Consider the following 23,347-nt stretch of genomic DNA (forward strand, 5'->3'; position numbering starts at 1 on the left):
GCGCGACACCGGTTCCTGCATACACTTCGTCGATTCTAATTCGCAAAAAAGTCCGCCAAACCTTTCGATTCGGCGGACTTTCTATTTCCCCATTCACAAGCCGCTCTCTGCGGCTATATTTTTTTGCAGGACCTGCGTCAGGAAATCACTCCGGACAAGTTTCCCGGAGAACTAAACTGCCTGCGCTTCCTCCAGTGTGGTTGTCTCGTACTTGTCGAGGATCACTCTCTGGATCATGTCCCGTGTTCCGGAATTGATCGGATGGGCGATATCGCGGTATTCGCCGTCAGCAGCTTTTCTGCTCGGCATCGCGATAAACAGGCCTTTCTCCCCTTCAATGACCTTGATATCGTGGATCACAAACTCGTTGTCCAGTGTGATGGACACGATCGCCTTCATCTTTCCCTCTTTCTCAATTCTTCTCACACGTACATCTGTTACCTGCATAATAACCTCCCCCATCTGCGCTCCCCGCAGATTTTATGTAATCACTGGCCAGTCAATATTTGAATGCCTGTCTTTCTGCCTTTGCCGCACCGTCCGGAATATCCCGTCTCCGAACTGCGGCACCCTTTTTACAGGGTATATCTCTCGTTCTTCTCAATCACGATCTTCACATCGTCCGGCTTTCCGATATACGTCGTATTCGCGCGGATCGTATCACGGCTCTCAACGATGCAGTTCTCAATAACGGTATTATCCCCAATATACACGTCATTTAAGATGATCGAATTCTTGATGATACAATTGTTTCCGATATAGACCTTCTTAAACAGAACTGAATTCTCTACCGTTCCGTTTAAGATACAGCCGCTGGATACCAGGCTGTTCTTCACAACTGCGCCCGGATTGTATTTTGCAGGCGGAAGATCATCCACCTTGGAGTAGATATCCGGATACTCTTTGAAGAAGTAATTGCGGACTTCCGGTTTTAAGAAGTCCATATTTGTCTGGTAGTAAGCATCGACAGAAGCGATGTTGCTCCAGTATGTATTTAACTTGTACGCATAGATCCGCTTGATACCTTTGTAGCGCACCAGGATGTCCTGTACGAAGTCATACCTGTCCTCGTTCGCGCAGCGCTCGATAAGTTCGATGAGCTGACGGCGGCGGACAACATAGATACCACAGGAGATCGTATGGGAATCAGCCACCATTGGCTTCTCCTCAAACTCAACGATCCGTCCGTCCGCGTTCGTCTTCACCATACCGAAGCGGGTCACATCCACATCGCCCGGCATGTCCTTGCAGACAACCGTGATATCGGCTTTCTTTTCGATATGATATTCCAGGACCTTATTGTAGTCCAGCTTATAGATACCGTCTCCGGCAGCGATCACTGCATATGGTTCGTGGCTTCTCTTTAAGAAATCCAGATTCTGGTAGAGCGCGTCTGCTGTTCCGCGGTACCAGTCGCTGTGCTCCGCCGTGATCGTCGGAGTGAATACATACATTCCGCCCTGTTTTCTTCCGAAATCCCACCATTTGGAAGAGCTTAAATGTTCATTTAAGGAGCGGGAATTATACTGTGTCAGTACGGCAACGCTCTGGATATGAGAGTTGCTCATATTGCTTAACGCAAAATCCACGCTTCGGAAACTGCCCGCGATCGGCATCGCCGCGATCGCTCTCTTATTGGAAAGTTCGCGCATCCGCTTGCTGTTTCCGCCTGCTAAAACAATACCGATTGCTCTCATACGATTCCACCTGCCTTTATAATGTAGCCGCCACTCTCAAGCTCGCCATTCGGATAATCTTCCGCAGCCGTCGCGCCTGAAATTGCTGTATTCTTGCCGATCTTTACGTTCTCCGGGATCACGGAGTGTTCGCCGATCGTCACAAGATCAAACTGGTATACTTTCTGGTCATATTTGCTCTGCGCATATTCACCGACACCAAGATGTGCCCCGGCGCCGACCTTTACGTCCTCGGCCACGATCGCCTTTTCTACCACCGCGCCTTCACCGATCACGCTGTCCTGCATGATGATGGAGTCTTTGACTACAGCGCCTTTCTCGATCGTTACGCCGGATCCGATCACAGAGTTCGTTACCTCTCCGTAGATCTCGGAACCTTCGCCGATGATACACTTTGTGATCTTCGCGTCCGCGGAAATATACTGCGGCGGGATCCGGTCACTCTTTGTATAGATCTTCCAGTATTCCTCATACAGGTTGAATTCCGGGATAATGTCGATGAGCTCCATATTTGCTTCCCAGTAGGAGCCGAGAGTTCCGACATCTTTCCAGTAACCGTTGTACTCATATGCAAAGATCCGTTTGCCCTGCTCGAAGCAATACGGGATCACATGTTTTCCGAAATCACAGCCCGGCTCCTCGGAAAGCTTGATGAGCGCTTCCTTCAGTGCCTTCCAGCTGAAGATGTAGATACCCATGGAAGCGAGGTTGCTTCTCGGGTTCGCCGGTTTTTCCTCAAATTCCGTGATCTTATTGTTGTCATCCGTGATCAGGATTCCGAAACGGCTTGCTTCCTCGATCGGTACCGGCATAGCGGCAATCGTGACATCCGCATTATTCGCTTTGTGATATTCCAGCATGACCTCATAATCCATTTTGTAGATATGGTCGCCGGAAAGGATCAGAACGTATTCCGGATTGTAGGACTCCATGTACTCCAGATTCTGGTAGATCGCATTTGCGGTTCCTGTATACCAGTCGCTGCCTTTACTTCTCTCGTAAGGCGGAAGAACCGTAACGCCGCCGACGTTGCGGTCTAAATCCCACGGAATACCAATTCCAATGTGCGCGTTTAAACGTAAGGGCTGGTACTGGGTCAATACTCCCACCGTATCAACACCAGAGTTGATGCAGTTGCTGAGCGGGAAATCAATAATTCTGTACTTTCCGCCGAAGGAGACGGCCGGTTTTGCCACTTTCTGTGTTAACACACCGAGACGGCTTCCCTGTCCTCCTGCCAACAGCATCGCTATCATCTCTTTTTTTACCATGATATCACCTCTTGCTGCTCTTTTTGTCCCATACACTAGTTTCTTAGATGGTGACTCTATTATAACATACTTTTTAGAAGATGTGAACAAACTTTTCATCCTTTCAATCCCAATTTTGTGTATATTCTGACATTTTTTTCTTTTTGTATGATACGCAATACAATACCTATGTTCCTGATTGGTTACATAAGTACCAAAAATGCTGATTCGAAATTGTATAAACCTATTAATAGTTACTGTTCACGCCTTGCGCAAACAGTAACTGATTTTGCCGATGCTTCGCATTCCGAATCGGCAAAATCCACTGCCACCACTGTATTGTACGGAATTTTCAGTTCAGAAAATTCCTACCCCTGTACAGCAACTATTAATATGTAGGATTAAAGGAAAAGAGTAATGACGTATCACAGAATTTATGTTAATATAGTAGATACACTACCTGTGCGGGAGATTTCACAGGCAGAGAATACAATTATGGGGGGATAAGCCATGGAGAAAAAAAAGGGCTTCCAGATGCCGCACACTTATATCATCATTTTTGGTGTCATTCTGTTCGCGGCTCTGCTCACCGTATTTATCCCGTTGGGTAAATACGACACAAAAGAAATCACGTATATGCAGAACGGCGTGGAAAAAACAAGAACCGTTCTGGATCCGGAAAGCTTCCAGTATATTCTGGATGAAAACGGAAACAAGGTGACCAAAGCAGCTCCGATCTTCGGAACCGAAGACTTTGGCGGCCAGGGAATTTTAAACTATGTATTCGAGGGCATGACCGTCGGCGATAAGAATGGTACCGCTGTCGGAATCATCGCCTTCATTCTGGTCGTAGGCGGTGCCTTCGGTATCGTTCTCCGGACAGGAGCGATAGAAAGCGGCATTATGCGGGTCATCGCTTTGACAAACGGACGCGAGATCCTTCTGATCCCGATCCTTGTAGTCCTGTTCTCCCTCGGAGGCGCAGTCTTCGGTATGGGTGAGGAGGCAATTCCGTTCGTTATGATCCTCGTACCGATGTTTATCGCAATGGGGTATGACGCAGTTGTCGGAATTATGTGCTCCTACGTATCTACACAGATCGGCTTCGGTTCTTCCTGGCAGAATCCGTTCGGTCTTGCTGTCGCCCAGGGTGTTGCCGGTGTTCCGGTCATGTCCGGCGCATGGTTCCGTATCCCGTTATGGATCTTCTTCACAGGACTTACGATCGTCTTCACAATGCGCTACGCAGTAAAGATCAAGAAAGATCCGAAGCTCTCCGTTGCGTATGAGTCTGATGAAGAATACAGAAAAGAATTCGCAAAGAACGGCAAAGAGATGCCGCCGTTCACTCTCGGCCACAAGCTTGTTCTTCTCACGGTCGCTGCCTGCATGGTATGGACGATCTGGGGCGTTGTAAGCGAGGGCTACTATATCCCGGAGATCGCTTCCCAGTTCTTCGTGATGGGTCTTGTTTCCGGTATCATCGGCGTTGTATTCAAGCTGAACGACATGAAAGTAAATGACATCGCAAAATCCTTCGACCACGGTGCTGCCGATCTTTTAGGCGCTGCAATGTGTGTCGGAATGGCACAGGGTATCATCATCATCCTCGGCGGTACAAGTGCAACCGATGGTACGGTCTTAAATACGATCCTTCACAGCATCAGCAACGGAATGCAGAATTTCCCGCCGGTGATCTCCGCATGGTTTATGTATATCTTCCAGTCCGTATTCAACTTCTTCGTTGTATCCGGTTCCGGACAGGCTGCCCTTACCATGCCGATCATGGCTCCTCTCGCCGATCTTGTCGGTGTCGAGAGACAGGTTGCTGTTGTTGCGTACCAGCTTGGTGACGCCTTCACAAACTTCATCGTTCCAACCTCCGGCTGCCTCTTAGGCGCGTTGGCTGCGGCAAAGCTCGACTGGGGCAAATGGGCAAAGTTCCAGATCAAATTCCAGGCTGTCCTGTTTGCATTCGGATCCATCGCTGTGATCCTTGCCGTTGTGATCGGTCTCTCATAAAAACCGGTCTGTCTTCGGTATCAGCCATCTGAAGCTCATTCAGATATAACACAAACTCCGTATCATCCGCGTGACTCGATCGCGGATAATACGGGGTTTTTTTGAACGCTTCCCGATGATATCCGAAGAAGGAGCTAACCGGCTCAAAAAGACTTTCTCCCTTGGGAAAAATATGATAGAATTTACTGAATACGATAGCACCGGTCGCGATACCGGAGAAAGGAGCTTTTAATGATCGAATCCAGCACGCCTGCCATGAAGGGGGAAAAAACAAAATACCGTCTCGCCGCAGCCATGAAGGAATGCATGAAGACAACTCCGGTCGATGCGATCACTGTCCGCCAGATCACAGAGCGCTGCGGCGTCACCCGCCAGACCTTTTACCGGAATTTTCTTGATAAATATGACCTGATCAACTGGTATTTCGACAAGCTCCTCGCCCGCTCCTTTGAACATATGGGGCGCGGGACCACGGTCCTTGACAGCCTGGAGAAAAAATTTACATATATTCAGGAGGAAAAGGCGTTTTTTGCCGCCGCATTCCGCTATGACAGGCAGAATTCCCTGCGGGAGCATGATTTTAAGCTGATCCTCGCCTTTTATGAAAATCTGATCCGGGAAAAAAGCGGCAGACCGGCCAGCCCTGAGATCCATTTTCTTCTGGAAATGTACTGTCAGGGCTCGATCACCATGACCGTAAAGTGGGTTCTCGGCGGCATGGACCTGACCCCGTCCCAGTTTGCCGGGCTTCTCGTCCGCGCGATGCCGGCAGCGCTGCGGGATCTGTTTCTTGAGTTTCATCTGCTATCCTGATCTATTGTTATTTTGCACAATTTTTCCATATCTTTCTTTTGCAATATGTCGATTTTCCTTAAAGTGTTACACTTGGCCTTTTCTGTAACTTTCTTTTTGCCCTTCGGATTTGTTAATATAATAACAAAGGCACAGAAAGCTTTTGAGATCAAGTATTCATGGAAGGAGTTTTTTATCATGGCAAATCGTATTATGTTAAATCAGACATCTTATCACGGAGCAGGCGCGATTCAGGAGATCGCGAACGAGGCGAAAGCCCACGGCTTTAAAAAGGCGTTCGTATGTTCCGACCCGGATCTCGTAAAATTCAAGGTTACCGCCAAAGTAACCGACATTCTGACCGCAAACGGTCTTGACTACGAGCTCTACTCCGATATTAAAGCAAACCCGACGATCCAGAATGTCCAGCACGGTGTTGAAGCATTTAAGGCATCCGGCGCTGACTACCTGATCGCCATCGGCGGCGGCTCCTCCATGGATACCTCCAAAGCGATCGGCATCATCATCGCAAACCCGGAATTTGAGGATGTAAGAAGTCTTGAGGGTGTTGCACCGACGAAAAAACCGTGTGTTCCGATCATCGCCGTTCCGACAACAGCCGGTACTGCTGCCGAGGTTACGATCAACTATGTTATCACCGATATCGAGAGAAAACGTAAATTTGTATGCGTTGACCCGCATGACATGCCGATCATTGCGATCGTTGACCCTGATATGATGTCCTCCATGCCGAAGGGACTTACCGCTTCTACGGGTATGGATGCCCTGACCCATGCCATCGAAGGCTATACAACAAAGGCTGCCTGGGAAATGACCGATATGTTCCATCTGAAAGCCATCGAGATCATCTCAAAATCTCTGCGCGGTGCTGTAGCAAACACAAAGGAAGGCCGCGAGGGAATGGCTCTCGGTCAGTACATTGCCGGTATGGGCTTCTCCAACGTTGGTCTTGGTATCGCCCACTCCATGGCACACACACTCGGTGCTGTCTATGATACCCCGCACGGTGTTGCCTGCGCAATGATGCTTCCGATCGTTATGGAATATAATCAGGAATGCACCGGCGAAAAATATCGTGAGATCGCGCGTGCAATGGGCGTTGCAAATGTTGATTCCATGTCTCAGGACGAATACCGGAAAGCTGCTGTTGACGCTGTCAAGAAGCTCTCCGCGGATGTCGGAATTCCGTCTGTCCTTGAGGCGATCAAAGAGGAAGACCTTCCGTTCCTTGCGGAGTCCGCACACGCAGATGCCTGCGCACCGGGCAATCCGAAGGATGCCAGCGTAGAAGACCTGAAAGACCTGTTCCGTAAGATCATGGCATAAAAATGCCTTCTCGCATTTCTGAAAAGAGCTCCGGCAAAACTGGCCGGAGCTCTTTTTATCTGGCTTTTTATCACATGCACTTCTCACCCATTAGTGCATAATGTCATAAACCACACCGCAGAAGATCTTCACCGCATTCGGAAGAACCTGCTCGTCGATATCGAAGATGCGGCTGTGACCCGGACCGGCTTCGTGGGTGAGGACGCGCATGAAGGTCGCCTGTCCGCCCTGTTCCTGGACGCGGTTCATCATATAGGAGACATCCTCGCTGCCGCCGTTTTTGCTGCTCATTTCCTTCGCAACCGGCAGATGAAGATCTTCCTCGCAGACTCTCTTCACCCGCTCCATCAGCGCCTCACTGCTCGCCAGGGAGTTTGCCGCGCCCATAAGCTTCATCTCACAGGTGCATCCGTGCATTTTTGCCGCGCTCTCGATAATGTTCACTGCGTAATTTTTCATGTACTCGTTGATCTCGGTGGTCTCACCGCGAACCTCGATCTCCATCTTCGCCTCGTCCGCGATAACATTCCGTCCGCTTCCGGCAACAACAGTTCCCACATTTACTCTGGACACGCCGCCGGAGTGACGCGGAATCGCATAAAGGTTTAAGATCGCCGTCCCGACTGCCAGCATGACATTCCGCCCAACCTCCGGTGATCCGCCCGCATGGGCAGATTTTCCGTGGAAGATCACATCATATTTTGTCGTTGCGAGAGAGCCATAGCTTCCCGGAATTACCACTGCCGGATCGTCCTCTTTCTTATTCGTCACATGAGAGCCGATCAGGTAATCCACACCGTCAAGATGTCCGTTATCAACGATGGATTTCGCGCCGCGGACACCCTCTTCCGCCGGCTGGAAGATCAGTTTCACGGTTCCATGGAGCTGATCCTTAATAGACATCAGGACTTTCGCCACACCAAGACCAATGGTAGCATGTCCATCATGTCCGCAGGCATGCATGAAGCCTTCATTTACAGAGTTAAATCTCTCTTTCGCCGGTCTGTGGCTCGGATCATGCTCCTCAAATACGCCGAGGGCATCGATATCAAACCGCATGGCAACCGTCGGACCTTCGCCGCAGCGCAGGATTCCGATCACACCGGTCATTCCTCCCTTTGTGTACTTAACAAACTCCGGATCCGCTCCCTGGGCAACGGCACGCTCATACTGTTCCTCTAACTTTTCCTCAGACGGAACGCCCATTCTGGAATCCTTTTTGCAGACCTGATCTCCGACAAGCACTTCATATCCAAGCTCTGTCAGTTTCCGTGCAATAATGGACGATGTCCTCATCTCAAACCAGCCCGGCTCCGCGTACTTATGAAAGTCACGTCTCTGCGCTGTAAGGTCACCCGCCATCTCATCGCTCATGGTCTTGATCTGATCGTAAATATTCATTCGTTTGCCCTCCCGTGTGCTATTTTATTATTATTATAGTCGATATTTCGAGATTTTTCTATAAAAACTTATTTTTCTATTTCTATTTTACTTACAAATCTTGGTGGACTCTGTAATTTCTGCTCGGGAAGCCTTTAAAAAACTCCCGAAAACCCCCGTGTTATGCCCATTTCACCTTGAATCCCCATAAAAAATACGCTATACTAATACCAGATTGCACATTTATCTAAGCTAAGAAGAGAGATATAAGGAGAAGGAAGAATCATGCAGTTGACAACAGTGAAAGAGCTCTTTAAAGAGCGTGACAAATATTTAAACCAGGAGATCCAGGTCGGCGGTTGGATCCGCAGCATCCGTGATTCCAAGGCGTTCGGCTTTATCGTATTAAATGATGGTACAAGCTTCGATACCTTACAGATCGTTTACCATGACACAATGGCAAATTTCGCAGAGGTTTCCAAATTAAATGTAGGCGCTGCCATTGTCGTAAAAGGTACTCTCGTTGCGACTCCGGAGGCAAAGCAGCCGTTTGAGATCCAGGCAACAGAAGTTACCGTTGAGGGTGCTTCCAGCGCAGACTACCCGCTCCAGAAAAAACGCCACACTTTCGAATATCTTCGTACGATTCCGCATCTCCGCGCACGTACAAATACATTCCAGGCTGTATTCCGTGTGCGTTCCCTGATCGCTTACGCGATCCATCAGTACTTCCAGGAGCAGGGCTTCGTCTATGTCCACACTCCGTTAATCACCTCCAGTGACTGTGAGGGTGCCGGTGAGATGTTCCAGGTAACGACTCTCGATCTTGACAACGTTCCGAAGACTGAGGACGGCGCAGTTGATTACAGCAAGGACTTCTTCGGAAAACATACAAGCCTTACCGTAAGCGGACAGTTAAACGCTGAGACCTACGCAATGGCATTCCGCAATGTTTATACCTTCGGACCGACCTTCCGTGCTGAGAATTCCAACACGACCCGTCATGCAGCTGAGTTCTGGATGATCGAGCCGGAGATGGCATTCGCAGATCTCGATGACAATATGGCTGTCGCTGAAGGCATGTTAAAGTACGTGATCCGCTACGTTCTCGAGAACGCTCCGTCCGAGATGAACTTCTTCAACCAGTTCGTCGACAAGGGACTTCTCGACCGCTTAAACAACGTATTAAATTCCGAATTCGGCCACGTTACCTACACAGAGGCTGTAAAGCTCCTTGAAGAGCACAACGATGAGTTCGATTACAAGGTATTCTGGGGCTGCGATCTCCAGACAGAGCATGAGCGCTATCTGACAGAAAAGATCTTCAAGAGACCGGTATTCGTTACCGACTACCCGAAGGAGATCAAGGCGTTCTACATGAAATTAAATCCGGACGGAAAGACCGTTGCCGCTGTGGACTGTCTCGTTCCGGGCATCGGCGAGATCATCGGCGGAAGCCAGCGTGAGGACGATTACGAAAAGCTCCTCGCCCGCATGAACGAACTCGGATTAAAGCCGGAAGACTACGGTTTCTATCTCGATCTGAGAAAATACGGCAGTGTCCGCCACTCCGGTTTCGGTCTCGGCTTCGAGCGCTGCGTAATGTACCTCACAGGAATGGGCAATATCCGCGACGTAGTTCCGTTCCCGCGTACCGTTAATAACTGCGAATTATAAAGAAACAGCAGCCCGCCGCGTCCTTTCGATGCATGGCAGCCGCAAGGGAGCGCACAGAGATCTGTTGCGCTCCTTTTCACATTTACGCGGCAGCAATCCCCCGGTGACCGAACTGCCGCGGTAACCTGAGAAACACGTTTTTGCGGACTTTCACAGTCCACCACTTCGATACTGGAGCGCAGTATATCTGCAATCCATACACCATGGAGGAATGTATGAAATTTATTCACACCGCCGATATCCACTGGGGCATGATCCCGGACAGCGATAAGCCCTGGGGGAAAAAGAGGGAACAGGCGATCCGTCTGACGTTCCAGGGGATCATCGAGGACGCCAGGGACTCCCGCGCGGACCTTCTTCTGATCTCTGGTGACTTATTCCACCGCCAGCCCTTAGCGAGGGATCTCAAAGAGGTCAACTACCTGTTCTCCACGATTCCGGGAACCCGCGTGGTCATCATCGCCGGAAATCATGACCGGATTCGGAAAAGTTCTGCACTTCTCAGCTTCACCTGGGCCCCGAACGTCACATTTCTGATGGGCGAGGAGCTCTCTTCCGTCTATTTCGAGGAGCTGAACACGGAAGTTTACGGTTTCAGCTACCACACAGCCGAGATCACTGAGGCGAAGGCTGACAATATTTCCCTGCCGGCGTCCAGACGCACCAGAATCCTCATGCTCCACGGCGGTGACGCGAAACATGTTCCTTTTGACCGGAATGCACTGGCCGCATCCCCGTTCTCCTACATCGCTCTCGGACATATCCACAAGCCGGAAATCCTTCTTGAAAACCGCATGGCCTATGCCGGTTCCCCGGAACCATTAGACATGACGGAGACCGGACCACACGGATATTTTATCGGTGAAATCGACACCACCAGCGGACATGTGACCTCCCTTCAGTTTAAGGAAGTCTGCCAGGCCCAGTACATCCCTCTTGTGGTCAATGTGACACCCCAGACTACGAATACCGAACTTTCCCAGATCATTGCCGACGAGATCCGCAAGCGCGGTGCCAACAATATCTACCGCTTCCGGATCCGCGGCATGCGGGACCCGGATATCAGCTTTGATCTGGATTTTCTCTCCGGTCAGTGGAATATTATCGAGATCCTGGACGAGTCGGAGCCACAGTATGATTTCCACGCCTTGTTCGCGGAACATCCAGGTGACATGATCGGCTTTTATATCCAGGCACTCATGAAGAATGATATGAGTCCGGTGGAGAAGAAAGCCCTCTACTATGGAATTCATGCCCTGCTTATGACAAAAGATGAAAGGAGCCAGCCATGAGATTACTCGAATTACATATCGACGGTTTCGGAAAATTTCATGACCGGACCATCTCCTTCAACGACGGGATCAACATTATCTACGGAAAGAACGAAGCCGGAAAATCCACGCTTCACACATTTATCCGCGGCATGCTCTTCGGCATCGAGCGGGGGCGCGGACGGGCAGCCAAGAATGATCTGTATACAAAGTACGAACCCTGGGAGAACAGCGGAACCTACGAAGGATGGCTGAGACTGGAAAAGGACGGAACCATCTACCGCATCGAGCGCCGGTTCCGGAAGGAAAATAAGTCTTTAAAGATCATCAATGAGACGAAAGGACTGGAGGAAGAGGCGACACCTGCATTTGTCTCCAGCCTGCTTGACGGTCTCACCGAGACCATGTACAACAACACCATCAGTATTGGTCAGTTAAAGAGTGCCACCGAGGACGGGATGGTGACGGAATTAAAGAATTATATTGCCAACATGAACACCACCGGCAATATTTCCTTAAATATCACAAAAGCGACTGCGTTTTTGAGAAACCAGAAACGTTCCCTCGAGGCGGGTCTGATCCCGGAGGCGAGCCGGGAGTTTACCTCTCTTCTCGCGGAGATCCGGAGTGTGGAGGCGGAGATCGCCGGTCCGGAGTACGAGAACCAGCTCGCTGCCTACCAGAATATGAGGACCCAGGTCAAGGGGCTGATCGACAACACCCAGACACAGAAAAAGGATCTGGACGAGAAACTGGCAAATGGGAAAAAGGTGCTGTCTGACAACGGCTTTACAGACCGGGCATCCGTGGATGCCATGTCTTCCGACGCGGAGAGGCTTTACAGCGAATATAATACTCTGAACGGGGAGTGTAACAAGAAGTCCAGAAAGGTTCTTTCCGGTCTCACAGCGGTTCTCGGAATCGCAGGACTGGGGGCTGCAGCGGCACTTGGATATTTCAACCTCACCGCCTATCTTCCGGTCTGCGGCGCGGCAGCCGCGGCGGCTGTGATCTTCTTTATCATCTCCCTGTTCATCCGCCAGAAAGATAAGGAGTACCACAGATTGTTCGACAATACTTCCTCTGAACTTGGCGCGCTTCTCGCGAGACATCTCGGAGATTCCGCAGTGTCTGAGGATGCCATGAACGCGTTCCAGGCGAGAATGGGCGAATTCTCAAAGCTCTGCGATATGGTTGCCCAGTCTGAGGCAGAGATCAGGAAGTTCTTAGAAGATTTAAGCAATCTCCAGACGAAACAGGCCGGCTGCAGCGAAATGATCGAGAAACAGCAGCGGACACAGTGGGAGCTTGAGAAGAAATTAGAGCATTTGAGCAACTGCAAGAATAAGGCGAAGGCGTTGAAGCGGACACTGGCGGAAAACGACAGGATCCACGATGAGATCGTCGCCATTGATCTTGCCCATGAGACTATGGCAGATCTCTCCTCCTCGATCCGTGATTCCTTCGGACTCTACCTGAATAAAGAAGCGTCCCAGTACATTACCGGAATCACCGGCGGGATCTATGACAGCATGAGCATCGACGAGAATCTGAATGTCTTCTTAAACACGAAGGCAAAGCTGGTTCCCCTCGAGAATGTCAGCAGCGGAACCATGGACCAGGTCTATCTCGCCCTGCGTCTCGCCGCCGCAAAGCTTCTCCAGGGATCCGGCTCCGGCTTCCCGCTGATCTTCGATGACAGCTTTACACAGTATGATGATGAGCGCCTGAAGACGGCACTGGAATGGCTCGCCTCCGCCTATGGCGGCCAGATCATTATTTTCACATGCCATCGCCGGGAAGCACAGATGCTGCGGGCCAGACAGGTGGAGTTTCAGTTGATTGAGATGTAAAAGATATTTTTTCAGGATGCATCTGCCCTAAAATCATTTTTGAAAATACAAAACGGCCGACAGTTTTTTCGCTGTCGACCGTTTTTATGTTCTTATTCAAATATGAAGTACTTTCGTAACTGTTCAGTAGGTCTGCGCACTTGCTGCGCTGACCGTAAGAAAACATAGGCTGGAAGGCAAAAATCCCATCAGCGAAGCTGATCTGGAATGGATTTTTGCACGTAACTATGAAGGTACTGAATAGTTACGTACTTTCTTAAAAAAGTCCTCTTTTACTTATATGGATTTGGGCTCTGAACGAAAGCTTTCGCTGCCTCTGCTGCTTACTTTCATTCCCGGATTTTCCCACTTTTCCACGTATGATTTCCTCTTAAGCGTACTTTTCCACAATCGCCTTAAATTCATCCTCATGCCCCGCGATCCATGTCTCCCAGTTCATGTTCCGGCTGGCAACGGCTTTTCCGAGTTCCACGAAAAATTTCGGCAGATCGCGCTCTAAGATCACAGCTCCGGCCTCGCCGAACTTTGCGGCACCCAGCTTATCACTTCCGCCCACAAACATCTTAAACGCGGACTCCGGCTTTCCGTCAACGGTCTTTGCCGCACCCTGGAAACCGAGGGCGGCCGCCTGGTGTCCGGAACAGCTGGACGGGCATCCGGAAATACAGATCCTCGGGAGTGCGCCGTCCGGGATTTTCGCCTCCCGTACAGCCTCCACAGCCGCTCTGAGCGCCGCCTGGCTGTCTCTTACGCCCTGCTGGCAGATCGCAGCACCGATACAGGCTACGCTGTTCTCAAAAGTGCTCTTGGCGCCGTCGTTTGTCACTTCAAGGACTTTCTCCGCCTCATCAGCAGTCAGATTGATGATATAGATCGTCTCGTGCGGAGCGATCCGGCACTCCGCGTCCGGAATCTCTCTTACAAGAGTAAGAAGCTCCGCAGGTTTTCCTGCCGGAAGACATCCGCCGATCGGATGGTAAGCTACCGCATAGAGACCCGTCTGCTTCTGCGCAACTACGCGCTTATCGACGATCTCGCCGGAACCTTTTTTCGTCACCGGTTTTGCCGTCACATGAAGATCAAGGCCGCCTTTTTCTTTCATCTTCGCCACGTTCTCAAGGAACGCTGCCTTTAAACCGTCAACGCCCAGAGTCTCCTGCATAAAGCGGGTGCGGGCTTTCGCGCGATTCTCATAGTTTCCGTGCTGGCAGAATGTCTCGATCATGGCACGGATGTAGTAAAGGATCTCCGTCGCCGGAACATGTTCGTCCACGAGAACGCCCATCTTATAACCGCCGCCAAGACCACCTGCGATGCGGAGCGTGAATGTTCCGTCTAGGTTCGCCATGAATCCCATATCGCGGAACGCGCTGTGTACGGTATCGTCAGCACCGTTGCAGAATGCGACCTTCAGCTTTCTCGGCATATGGATCTCACCGGCAATGGAGAGCAGGTACTCTGCCGCCGCCTCCGCATATGGCTTCACATCGAATGCTTCGCCCTTCTGAACACCGGAGAGCGGGCTCATCATGATATTTCTCGGATTGTCTCCGCCTCCGCCACGGCTGTAGATCTCGCTGGCGATAGCTTTCTCCATGAGGACCGGAACCTGCTCTGCTTTCAGGTTGTGGAGCTGCACGGTCTCACAGGTGGTGAGCTTCATAAGCTCCACACCGTAATCTCTCACTGCCTCGGTAAGAAACTCCAGACGTTTTTCCGTCAGGTTTCCGCCTGCCATTCTGAGACGCAGCATGTGCTTTGACGGGTCGCGCTGCGCGTAGCTTCCGAATCCACCGGAGATTCCCTTGTACGCCTTGCGGTCGATCTCTCCCTTATCGAACTTCTCGATCGTTCCAACAAATTCATGGATCTGTTCACGGAACTGTTCTTCCCATTTTTCGTTCATCATAGTTGTTTTCTCGCTTTCCCCTTTTATAAAACGCTTATCTCTTCCACAGCTGTCTCAAAAACATGCCGGAAATCCACGGCGGAACTGCTTCGTATCTTGTATACAATAAGCGCTCTATCATTTTTTAATTTTTCAATTATTCTTTCCAGTGTAGATGATGCAGATGTCCTTCCATCGTCATCTTCTCAAATCCGTTCTGCCGTAACGCCTCATACAGCACGATTGCAACAGAATTCGAGAGATTCAGCGACCGGATATCTCCCCACATCGGGATCCTGATGCAGTTTTCACGGTTTTCCACCAGGATCTCCTCCGGGATCCCACGGCTCTCCGGCCCGAACATGATGTAGGCATCCGGATCATAAGGAACGTCCGTGTATACATGCTCGCCCTTCGTGGTCGCCATATAGATCTTCGCCCCCGGATTTCTCTTTAAAAAATCCTGATAATCGCTGTACACTGTTACGTCCAGCTTATCCCAGTAATCCAGTCCCGCTCGGACTAAATGCTTCTCGCTGAGCTTAAATCCCAGCGGCTCGATCAGGTGCAGCTTCGTGTTCGTCGCCACACAGGTGCGCCCGATATTTCCTGTATTGGCCGGCATTTCCGGCTCGTATAATACGATATTCATTGTTGATCTTCTCCTGTCATGTCTGCCGCTTTCCAATTTCCACGATCACTCAGAACTAATGTCAGCAATCCGGATTTTCTCACGAAATATAAGGTGCAGACATATAAAACCCCGGCCCGACCATCTTCATGATCAAGCCGGGGAAACTATATATTTTGTGACCGGCAGATCTCTGCGCAATCACAGCATTTCATCTATTGTGCGTCGTTCAGATGTCTCTTCACGAACCGCTCCATCCTCTCAAGAGCACGTTTCAGATCATTCAGGGAATACGCGTAGGAAATTCTTAAATATCCCTCTCCGCAATCACCGAATGCGGTACCCGGAACAACGGCAACCTTCTCCTCCTCCAGAAGCTTTAACGCAAACTCATCGGAGGTCATTCCAAATTTCTTGATGCTCGGGAATACATAGAATGCGCCCTGCGGCTCATAACAATCAAAGCCCATATCACGGAGTGCCTTCACGAGATAACGTCTTCTCTGGTCGTATGCACCCCGCATCTCAGCTACATCTTTGTCTCCGTTTTTTAATGCCTCGACCGCAGCGTACTGGCTTGTCGTCGGCGCACACATAATCGCAAACTGGTGGATCTTTAACATCTGTTTCAGGATCAGCTCCGGCGCACACGCATATCCAAGACGCCATCCTGTCATCGCATAAGATTTTGAAAAGCCGTTGATCAGAACGGTGCGCTCCTTCATTCCCGGGAATGCGGCGATCGTACAGTGCTGTCCCTTATAAGTAAGCTCTGAATAGATCTCGTCGGAGATAACAAACAGGTCTTTTTCGATACAGATCTTCGCGATCTCCGCCAGATCCTCCGGCTCCATGATGGATCCGGTTGGGTTATTGGGGAACGGAAGGATCAGAACCTTCGTTTTCGGTGTGATCTTCTCGAGTAGTTTTTCCTTTGTAAGACGGAATTTATCTTTTTCTTCGAGCTGGATCGTAACCGGCACACCGTCAGCCAGAACCGTACACGGAGTGTAGGAAACATAGCTCGGCTGAGGGATCAAAACCTCATCCCCCGGATTTAACATGGCACGGAGAGCAATATCAATGGCTTCACTGCCGCCGACCGTGACCATAACTTCCTTATTATAATCATACTCTACATCAAAACGTCTCTTTAAATAATTACAGATCTCGATCTTTAATTCCTTTAAACCTGCATTTGAGGTATAAAAAGTCCGGCCCTTTTCCAGAGAGTAGATTCCCTCGTCACGGATGTGCCACGGAGTATCAAAATCCGGCTCACCGACACCAAGGGAGATCGCGTCCTTCATCTCGCTCACAATGTCGAAAAATTTACGGATTCCGGATGGCTGGATCGATACGATTTTATCTGATAATGGGTTTCTCACGGTGTAATCATCATCCTTTCATCTTCTGCCTTACCGCACATAACTGTTCCATGATCTTTATATTTCTTGAGGACAAAGTGTGTCGCTGTGCTGAGGACCGAATCCATCGGTGACAGCTTCTCCGATACGAACTGCGCGACCTCTCTCATCGTTTTGCCCTCAATGATCACGGTAAAATCAAAGGCGCCGGACATCAGATATACAGAAGTCACCTCACTGTACTGGTAGATGCGCTCCGCGATCTTATCAAAGCCCATTCCTCTCTGCGGGGTTACCTTCACCTCGATCAGAGCGATCACTTTCTCATCACCTGTGTTATCCCAGTTGATCATCGTGTGATAACCGCAGATAATGTTCTCCTTTTCCATCTCCGCGATCTCATTCGCGACGGCTGCTTCACTCTCACCCAGAAGGGCGGCCAGATCCTTTAAATCAATTCGGCTGTTCTTTTCAATGATCGCCAAAATTTTTTCACGCATAATTGTTCCTCCTCATTGCATCTATCATTCTTTTCCAGAAGCTGCATCCGTAAGCTTCCGGATCTCATCTGGTGCCGGTCGTTCCAGAAATCCGGTCGTTCCGATCCCGACCATTTTTCTGGCGATCCCTTTTTCGACTTTACCGATCACTGCGGACGGGATTCCGGCTTCACTCAGGAGCTTCACGGCATCCCCGCCGTTTTCCACTGCCATCAGGAGACATTCCCCCGATGAAAGTCTGTACGGATTCAGGTCAAAGAGTTCACAGATCTCGATCGTCTCCTGAGCCACCGGGATCTTCCTCAGTTCAAAGGAAATCCCCTGCTCGTAAGCTCCCGATATGGCCCAAAGGGCGGCCAGTACGCCGCCCTCCGAAATCTCTTCCCATTCTCCTGCACCGCAGGCGTTCAGCATCTCCGGAGTCAGCTCTGATTTTTTATCTGCCTGCTCCCGGATCCGTTTGACAAACCACTCCGGGAATCGGGCTGATATCTCTTTTTCTTTTGCCGACAGAGCCGCCTTCACACCGTTTTTTCCGACAGTTCCTGCAACTACCAGATCCTGTCCCGGTCTGAAGATCCCAGCTCCGTTGGGTTCGCGCTCAATTTTTCTCATGATTCCGGTCTCTTTTCTATGCGGCCTAAGCCGCGTTCTCTCCCGCCTGGGCACTCATTCCCGGGCCGTAGTTCTCGCCCGGCTGCGGTCCGGCTGTCTCCGGGGCCGCGGTTTCAGGTTCCTGTGTCTCCGGCGCTGCTGTCTCTGCCGGGGCCGCAGCTTCCGTTTCCGCAGGTGCTGCCGGGGCCACAGGTGTTGTCTCTGCCGGAGCCGCGACTCCTGTACCTACGCGGTAAACAGTCTTTGACGCGTTGTATGTGTCAGAATTCAATAAAGTGCGTTCCTGTAACTGTCCACCTACATAGACACACTTATACAATTTCGATTTTAATCCCGTATGTCCGGATTCCACCTTCACGCGCTGGCCTGCCGGGAGACTCGGGTCCTGGATCTCCTGGGTAGGGGACGGCGTCGTGGAAAGCGTCTCAGACTCAAATGCCAGAGTCCTGTTCGACGATCTCGTCTCTTTTCCGTAGATCGTAAAGGTCAGGGTCTTTCCCTTGGTATATCCCTCGATGTAAATCGGGGTGTCATACGGGTTCTTTACCTTAAGGTCTTTATAAGTTCCGGCGATCGCCGCGTCCATGGACGGCTTTACATAGCTGACGGACATGGAGTGGTTCTGCCTCTGGACGATCTCAAGCTCCGCGTATAAGGACGCGTTGTAGAGTGTCGTTGAGATCTGGCAGACACCGCCTCCAATGCTGTCAACGGACTTGCCATTTTCGTAAGCAGTTGCCGTCTTGTATCCATTTTCCAGTGTAAACGGGTGCATGCACTCATATCCGGAGAGCACTTCGCCCGGCATCAGCACATGTCCGTTGATCTTTCCTGCACCCACCGCAAGGTTTGTGGAACGGGACGCACCACTTGTCGCAAAGCTGGTGGAGAATGTTCCGAGAACATCCTTGATCGTCGCGAGATCTTCCTCTGTCACCTTCGGCTTTTTAACGGTCACAGACGCCTCCACCCGGATCGCATCCGTATTTTCGCTGTTTAACGCCTCGTTGAGAGCCGCTTTTGTCGCATCCATATCGACAGCCAGACCTTCTTTTGAAGGAGTGATCTCAAATTTTCCGTCTTTTCTTGTGATCGTCGCGTCAACGGCACCCGCCACCGCGGAACCGCATTTCTCGGATACAAAGGAAGATACCTTATCCTGGTCCACGGAGAGATCCAGCTCGATCTTCACCGGATTTACCTCCAGGTCTTTCTTTTTCATATACCGCTTTACAAGGTTTCCCTTGAGCTCCGTCCCCTGAATGGCCTCAGCTACCTCATCCTGGTTATCCCAGGCGACGCCAAGGGTCTGCGCGTCGGACTTCGCCTCCGTGCCGTTTACCACAAACGTGATATCCTGATTTAATTTTTCATTTACATAACTCTCAATCTGCTTTTCGGCTTCCTCTTCCGTAAGTCCGGAAAGACTGACGGCTCCAACAGAGACCCCGTCCGGGATTCGTTCATCTGCCAGTGTGAAAACCGGGGCAAGCCAAACAAGTCCGGCGCTTAAAATCGCCGTCATGCCTGCGATCCACACATTTTTCTTCATTCTTTTCTCCTCACTGATATCTTCCTGATGCCTGATAGATTTTGGGGCTTCAGCCCGTCACGATTAAAAAATAGAAAGAAGGGAGCCGAGGATCATCGGCACTACCATTGCGAGTACAACTAATACGATTACGATGGTAGAGAAAATCTTTCTTGTCTTTTTATCATTCATGTTAAACACAACATTCACCTCTTCTTGCTTTCCATTCCGGTTACAGCCCATGCCCTGAGCAAACTGCATCAGATTTTACCGATGTTCCGCATTCCAGATCAAAAAGTCCTGGCTGCCATATGCTGTAACTCATTCCGAACTATATTCACTAATATTCATTTTCTCAGGGTTCCGGAAAACTATCCCTGTTTTTTCGTATTTTCCGGGATTCTTCCATACTGGAAAATAATCTTGTCGATCATCCGGGATATTTCATTTCCGGACATGTAATCGATCTCGACAGTTATGTCTATTCTATGATATTTTAGTAAATCCTGCAAGTGTTCTTTTTGCCTTTTCGACGCCGTCCGTTCCTTTTTTGCCTTATATTGGAGCATTTTGGCAGTGAAGAGTTCCGGACGTTCTTTGCCAAACCTTTTTTTCAGTTCCTGGTATAGATTGTGGGCGGCATAGGCATCGGAAAGTGCCCGGTGTGCCGTATCCTGGGTAACCTCAAAGTACGCGCACGCGGCACTCAGATTCTTCTTTTCCTCCCCCGGCATCAGATACCGGCAGAGTTTCAGTGTATCGACCCCGTATTTCTCGAATTTCCGTTTCTGGTTCACTGCGGCCTGTACGAGGAAGCCGTAGTCAAAAATGATCTGGTGGCCGAGAAGCGGGAGGTCTTCGGTGAAGGCCAGGACCTCATTCAGGATCTCCTCGATTCCCGGTGCATCCTTCACCATATCATCAGTGATCCCCGTCAGCTCCACGATCCGCTTCGGGATCTCCCGGTGCGGATTTACCATAGTGTGGTAAGTGTCCGTCATCTCACCGTCGATCACCTTCACCATGCCGATCTCCGTGATCTTTTCGTGACGGGCACCGATGCCCGTCGTCTCAAGATCCAGGGCGACATAAGAATTTATCATTTCATCTGCCATGTCTGTTCTCCATCTTTACTTTCACTGCATCATCACATATCTGCACAATTTTCTTCATATCCGTGCTGGTTTTGCTGGCACCATCCGGCTTCCCTTCCAGTCATACCGGAAGCGGACTGCTCTGGCGTTTCCTGACAACGGATCCCGATTTTTATAATCAAACAATACAAACGTTCCATCTTCCATATGTTCCAGATGAGCCATTTTCGCCATCTGCTTCGAATCAAATCCCGCATAGTCCGTAAGCCACTGAGGACTCTCTTCCTCCGCCATGAAGAATTCCCGCACTTCTTTCTTGTATGGGGACTGGTCACTGGCAAAGGACGGGCGGCTCTTGATATTTTCGCGGACATAGAGGTCGTACATCAGGCTGTCGCGGAAGTCAGCTAGTGTCAGTTTTACTGCTGTTTCTGCAGCTTTCGCGCCGGTTTTCTGCTCCATTCCTGCCGGTTCTTCTGCCGCAGGCGTGCTCTGTTCCACTTTAACCTCTTTTTCCTCTAAAAATCTATAAAGGATCTCATACCTTGCCAGCCTGCTGTGACTGATCCCTGTCAGTCCGTTCTTCTCATAATATTCCGCCAGACTCGTAAAAATTTCCGACGGACGCGCAAATTTCTTTTCCAGCAGCTTCATGGTTGCCGGGAACTGTCCGCTGTTGTAGTAGACCTCCACCATGTCCTCCACGCCCTTCAGCCGGATCACATCGCTGTAGGGCAGCCACTTCGTGGAAAGGACTTCGTATGGCGGAATTCCCCGGTATTTCAGATCATATGCCGCGACCTGCTCTTCCATGTAAGAGCCCTTCAATACTTTTAAGAATCCCATCTGAAGCTGGTCCGGACGCATCCGGTAGACATCGTCGAAGGAGCGCATGAAAGACTCATAATTCTCATAGGGAAGTCCCGCGATCAGATCCAGGTGCTGATGGATGTTCCGGTAATCGTAGACCCGGTCCACCGCCTGTTTTAGTTTCACAAGGTCCATGTGTCTGTGGATTTCCTTGATCGTATCCGGGTTTGTGGACTGGACACCGATCTCAAGCTGAATCAGCCCCGGGCGCATCTTTCCGATAAGTTCCAGTTCCTCCTCGTCGAAGATATCCGCGGAGACCTCGAAATGGAAGTTTGTGATCCCATTGTCATGTTCCACGAGATAACGCCAGATTCCTAACGTGTGATCCCGCTTACAGTTGAAGGTTCTGTCCACAAACTTGACCTGTGGAACCTTGTGGTCCAGGAAAAACTGCAGTTCCGGGAGTACCAGGTCCAGACTCCGGAAACGCACGGTTTTATCGATGGAAGACAGACAGTAGCTGCAGGAGAACGGGCAGCCGCGGCTGCTCTCGTAGTAGACGATCCTGTTCTCGAATCCAGCCATATCGTCATAGTAGAACGGGATCTCATCCAGGCTCAGAAGGCGCTGGGGACCACGTTCCACGACCTCGCCGCTCTCAGCGCGGTAGGTAATTCCCGGAATGTGATCTAAGTCTAAGCTTGCTGCACACAGTTCTTCCCTTTTCAGATACGCCCTCACAAGCTCCGTAAACGTCAGCTCGCCTTCCCCGCGCATCACGCCGCAGACATCCGGCTCCCTGGTCAGCACTTTTTTCGCGTCATAGGACACTTCCGGTCCGCCGAGCCAGATCTCCACCTCCGGCAATACTTTCTTCACGTCACGGACGATCTCCATGATGTAGGAAATATTCCATATATAACAGGAAAAGCCGATAAAATCCGGCTTTCTCCTGTAGATATCCTGTAAAATTAAGTCCATCTGGTGATTGATGGTGTATTCTCCGATCTCGATATCCACCCCCGGGATCTTCGTCCTAGCAAAGGCGCGCAGACTGTAGACACCCGGATTCGAGTGGATATATTTGGCGTTGATCGCCGCCAGCAAAAATTTCATTCGTTCCTCCGTTATACCCGGTACTCGATCTTACGGCCTGTCGGGTTGTACTGGTAATAGCGCACACCCGCCGCATTCAGCATTCTCTTGGATGCCCGTGTGGACGCGTCGTTCGCGTACTTATCGCTCTCGTAGACGATGGTCTGGATGCCCGCCTGGATGATCGCCTTCGCGCACTCGTTGCACGGGAACAGTGTTACATAGAGCTTGCTGCCTTCCAGGCTGCCGCCGCGGTAGTTTAAGATCGCGTTCAACTCACTGTGTGTCACATAGAAATATTTTCTATTATACGGGTCCTCGTCCATCTTATCCCACGGGAACTCGTCGTCGGAACAGCCCTTTGGGAATCCGTTATAGCCCATGGACAGGATCTTGTTGTCCTCGCTCACGATGCACGCGCCGACCTGTGTGTTCGGATCCTTGGAGCGCATGGCAGAAAGCTTTGCAACTCCCATGAAATACTCGTCCCAGGTAATGTATCCGTTTCTCTTTTCTGACATAGA

At 50.4% G+C, this 23,347-nt stretch carries 19 protein-coding genes; 6 read left to right on the forward strand and 13 right to left on the reverse strand.

Annotated features, from left to right (window positions below):
- Nucleotides 1-171: 171 nt before the first annotated feature.
- The 3 genes from spoVG to DW826_RS01855 form a co-directional block, all read right to left on the reverse strand.
- Nucleotides 172-447 carry a septation regulator SpoVG gene (spoVG, locus tag DW826_RS01845; protein ID WP_015553023.1) on the reverse strand — a complete coding sequence of 92 codons (276 nt, stop codon included), beginning with the start codon at nt 445-447 and terminating at the stop codon, nt 172-174.
- Between the two features lie 128 nt (nt 448-575).
- The gene (gene glgD / locus DW826_RS01850) at nt 576-1,697 is read right to left on the reverse strand and encodes a glucose-1-phosphate adenylyltransferase subunit GlgD (RefSeq protein ID WP_117551849.1); all 1,122 of its coding nucleotides are present in this window, start codon (nt 1,695-1,697) and stop codon (nt 576-578) included.
- On the reverse strand, nt 1,694-2,968 hold the full coding sequence (locus tag DW826_RS01855) for a glucose-1-phosphate adenylyltransferase (RefSeq protein ID WP_117551850.1): 1,275 nt from the start codon (nt 2,966-2,968) through the stop codon (nt 1,694-1,696). Before DW826_RS01855 ends, glgD begins: the two co-directional genes overlap by 4 nt.
- 489 nt (nt 2,969-3,457) lie before the next feature.
- Here DW826_RS01855 and yfcC point away from each other — a divergent pair, with 489 nt between their 5' ends.
- The 3 genes from yfcC (at nt 3,458) to fucO (ending at nt 7,108) form a co-directional block, all read left to right on the forward strand.
- Entirely contained in the window at nt 3,458-4,969 is a 1,512-nt protein-coding gene (yfcC, locus tag DW826_RS01860; RefSeq protein WP_117551851.1) for a putative basic amino acid antiporter YfcC, read from the forward strand.
- Nucleotides 4,970-5,200: 231 nt separating this feature from the next.
- The gene (locus tag DW826_RS01865; protein WP_117551852.1) at nt 5,201-5,782 is read left to right on the forward strand and encodes a TetR/AcrR family transcriptional regulator C-terminal domain-containing protein; all 582 of its coding nucleotides are present in this window, start codon (nt 5,201-5,203) and stop codon (nt 5,780-5,782) included.
- Nucleotides 5,783-5,959: 177 nt separating this feature from the next.
- Nucleotides 5,960-7,108, forward strand: coding sequence for a lactaldehyde reductase (gene fucO / locus DW826_RS01875; protein WP_117551854.1), 1,149 nt, complete (start codon nt 5,960-5,962; stop codon nt 7,106-7,108).
- A gap of 90 nt (nt 7,109-7,198) precedes the next feature.
- On the opposite strand, the gene DW826_RS01880 is transcribed toward fucO, so the two are convergent.
- Nucleotides 7,199-8,509: an amidohydrolase gene (locus DW826_RS01880; RefSeq protein ID WP_117551855.1), complete on the reverse strand. Its 1,311-nt coding sequence runs from the start codon at nt 8,507-8,509 to the stop codon at nt 7,199-7,201.
- 264 nt (nt 8,510-8,773) lie between these two features.
- Here DW826_RS01880 and asnS point away from each other — a divergent pair, with 264 nt between their 5' ends.
- The 3 genes from asnS to DW826_RS01895 all read left to right on the forward strand — a co-directional run bounded on the left by asnS (nt 8,774) and on the right by DW826_RS01895 (nt 13,289).
- Nucleotides 8,774-10,165, forward strand: coding sequence for an asparagine--tRNA ligase (gene asnS, locus DW826_RS01885; RefSeq protein WP_117514469.1), 1,392 nt, complete (start codon nt 8,774-8,776; stop codon nt 10,163-10,165).
- 215 nt (nt 10,166-10,380) lie between these two features.
- A complete protein-coding gene (locus tag DW826_RS01890; protein ID WP_117551856.1) occupies nt 10,381-11,457 on the forward strand; it encodes a DNA repair exonuclease in 1,077 nt (358 codons plus the stop codon).
- Complete coding sequence (locus DW826_RS01895) at nt 11,454-13,289, forward strand: AAA family ATPase (protein WP_117551857.1); 1,836 nt, start codon at nt 11,454-11,456, stop codon at nt 13,287-13,289. The genes DW826_RS01890 and DW826_RS01895 overlap by 4 nt, the downstream gene beginning before the upstream one ends.
- 370 nt (nt 13,290-13,659) lie before the next feature.
- Here DW826_RS01895 and DW826_RS01900 read toward each other — a convergent pair whose 3' ends face one another.
- The 9 genes from DW826_RS01900 to DW826_RS01940 all read right to left on the reverse strand — a co-directional run bounded on the left by DW826_RS01900 (nt 13,660) and on the right by DW826_RS01940 (nt 23,344).
- Entirely contained in the window at nt 13,660-15,198 is a 1,539-nt protein-coding gene (locus DW826_RS01900) for a nitrite/sulfite reductase (protein WP_117551858.1), read from the reverse strand.
- 136 nt (nt 15,199-15,334) lie between these two features.
- Nucleotides 15,335-15,829 carry a tRNA (uridine(34)/cytosine(34)/5-carboxymethylaminomethyluridine(34)-2'-O)-methyltransferase TrmL gene (gene trmL, locus DW826_RS01905; RefSeq protein WP_117514463.1) on the reverse strand — a complete coding sequence of 165 codons (495 nt, stop codon included), beginning with the start codon at nt 15,827-15,829 and terminating at the stop codon, nt 15,335-15,337.
- A 194-nt stretch (nt 15,830-16,023) separates the two neighbouring features.
- Nucleotides 16,024-17,196: an aminotransferase class I/II-fold pyridoxal phosphate-dependent enzyme gene (locus tag DW826_RS01910; RefSeq protein ID WP_117551859.1), complete on the reverse strand. Its 1,173-nt coding sequence runs from the start codon at nt 17,194-17,196 to the stop codon at nt 16,024-16,026.
- Nucleotides 17,193-17,675, reverse strand: a complete 483-nt coding sequence (locus DW826_RS01915) for an Lrp/AsnC family transcriptional regulator (RefSeq protein ID WP_015553011.1) — start codon at nt 17,673-17,675, stop codon at nt 17,193-17,195. Before DW826_RS01915 ends, DW826_RS01910 begins: the two co-directional genes overlap by 4 nt.
- 24 nt (nt 17,676-17,699) lie before the next feature.
- The gene (locus tag DW826_RS01920; RefSeq protein ID WP_117551860.1) at nt 17,700-18,290 is read right to left on the reverse strand and encodes an AIR synthase-related protein; all 591 of its coding nucleotides are present in this window, start codon (nt 18,288-18,290) and stop codon (nt 17,700-17,702) included.
- A gap of 25 nt (nt 18,291-18,315) precedes the next feature.
- Nucleotides 18,316-19,842 (reverse strand): VanW family protein, encoded by a 1,527-nt coding sequence (locus DW826_RS01925; RefSeq protein WP_117551861.1) that lies wholly within the window; start codon nt 19,840-19,842, stop codon nt 18,316-18,318.
- Between the two features lie 350 nt (nt 19,843-20,192).
- The gene (locus DW826_RS01930) at nt 20,193-20,936 is read right to left on the reverse strand and encodes a 3'-5' exonuclease (RefSeq protein ID WP_347472266.1); all 744 of its coding nucleotides are present in this window, start codon (nt 20,934-20,936) and stop codon (nt 20,193-20,195) included.
- 54 nt (nt 20,937-20,990) lie between these two features.
- Complete coding sequence (locus DW826_RS01935) at nt 20,991-22,844, reverse strand: B12-binding domain-containing radical SAM protein (RefSeq protein WP_117551862.1); 1,854 nt, start codon at nt 22,842-22,844, stop codon at nt 20,991-20,993.
- 11 nt (nt 22,845-22,855) lie between these two features.
- Nucleotides 22,856-23,344 carry a dCMP deaminase family protein gene (locus tag DW826_RS01940; RefSeq protein WP_015553005.1) on the reverse strand — a complete coding sequence of 163 codons (489 nt, stop codon included), beginning with the start codon at nt 23,342-23,344 and terminating at the stop codon, nt 22,856-22,858.
- Nucleotides 23,345-23,347: the final 3 nt, after the last annotated feature.

This window comes from Clostridium sp. AM34-11AC, assembly GCF_003435375.1.
Classification (GTDB): domain Bacteria; phylum Bacillota; class Clostridia; order Lachnospirales; family Lachnospiraceae; genus Pilosibacter; species Pilosibacter fragilis.

What these genes read in the sequence shown, in the direction of transcription:
- spoVG (WP_015553023.1), bottom strand. Translation starts at nt 447, where the DNA reads ATGCAGGTAACAGATGTACGTGTGAGAAGAATTGAGAAAGAGGGAAAG.
- glgD (WP_117551849.1), bottom strand. Translation starts at nt 1,697, where the DNA reads ATGAGAGCAATCGGTATTGTTTTAGCAGGCGGAAACAGCAAGCGGATG.
- DW826_RS01855 (WP_117551850.1), bottom strand. Translation starts at nt 2,968, where the DNA reads ATGGTAAAAAAAGAGATGATAGCGATGCTGTTGGCAGGAGGACAGGGA.
- yfcC (WP_117551851.1), top strand. Translation starts at nt 3,458, where the DNA reads ATGGAGAAAAAAAAGGGCTTCCAGATGCCGCACACTTATATCATCATT.
- DW826_RS01865 (WP_117551852.1), top strand. Translation starts at nt 5,201, where the DNA reads ATGATCGAATCCAGCACGCCTGCCATGAAGGGGGAAAAAACAAAATAC.
- fucO (WP_117551854.1), top strand. Translation starts at nt 5,960, where the DNA reads ATGGCAAATCGTATTATGTTAAATCAGACATCTTATCACGGAGCAGGC.
- DW826_RS01880 (WP_117551855.1), bottom strand. Translation starts at nt 8,509, where the DNA reads ATGAATATTTACGATCAGATCAAGACCATGAGCGATGAGATGGCGGGT.
- asnS (WP_117514469.1), top strand. Translation starts at nt 8,774, where the DNA reads ATGCAGTTGACAACAGTGAAAGAGCTCTTTAAAGAGCGTGACAAATAT.
- DW826_RS01890 (WP_117551856.1), top strand. Translation starts at nt 10,381, where the DNA reads ATGAAATTTATTCACACCGCCGATATCCACTGGGGCATGATCCCGGAC.
- DW826_RS01895 (WP_117551857.1), top strand. Translation starts at nt 11,454, where the DNA reads ATGAGATTACTCGAATTACATATCGACGGTTTCGGAAAATTTCATGAC.
- DW826_RS01900 (WP_117551858.1), bottom strand. Translation starts at nt 15,198, where the DNA reads ATGATGAACGAAAAATGGGAAGAACAGTTCCGTGAACAGATCCATGAA.
- trmL (WP_117514463.1), bottom strand. Translation starts at nt 15,829, where the DNA reads ATGAATATCGTATTATACGAGCCGGAAATGCCGGCCAATACAGGAAAT.
- DW826_RS01915 (WP_015553011.1), bottom strand. Translation starts at nt 17,675, where the DNA reads ATGCGTGAAAAAATTTTGGCGATCATTGAAAAGAACAGCCGAATTGAT.
- DW826_RS01920 (WP_117551860.1), bottom strand. Translation starts at nt 18,290, where the DNA reads ATGAGAAAAATTGAGCGCGAACCCAACGGAGCTGGGATCTTCAGACCG.
- DW826_RS01925 (WP_117551861.1), bottom strand. Translation starts at nt 19,842, where the DNA reads ATGAAGAAAAATGTGTGGATCGCAGGCATGACGGCGATTTTAAGCGCC.
- DW826_RS01930 (WP_347472266.1), bottom strand. Translation starts at nt 20,936, where the DNA reads ATGGCAGATGAAATGATAAATTCTTATGTCGCCCTGGATCTTGAGACG.
- DW826_RS01935 (WP_117551862.1), bottom strand. Translation starts at nt 22,844, where the DNA reads ATGAAATTTTTGCTGGCGGCGATCAACGCCAAATATATCCACTCGAAT.
- DW826_RS01940 (WP_015553005.1), bottom strand. Translation starts at nt 23,344, where the DNA reads ATGTCAGAAAAGAGAAACGGATACATTACCTGGGACGAGTATTTCATG.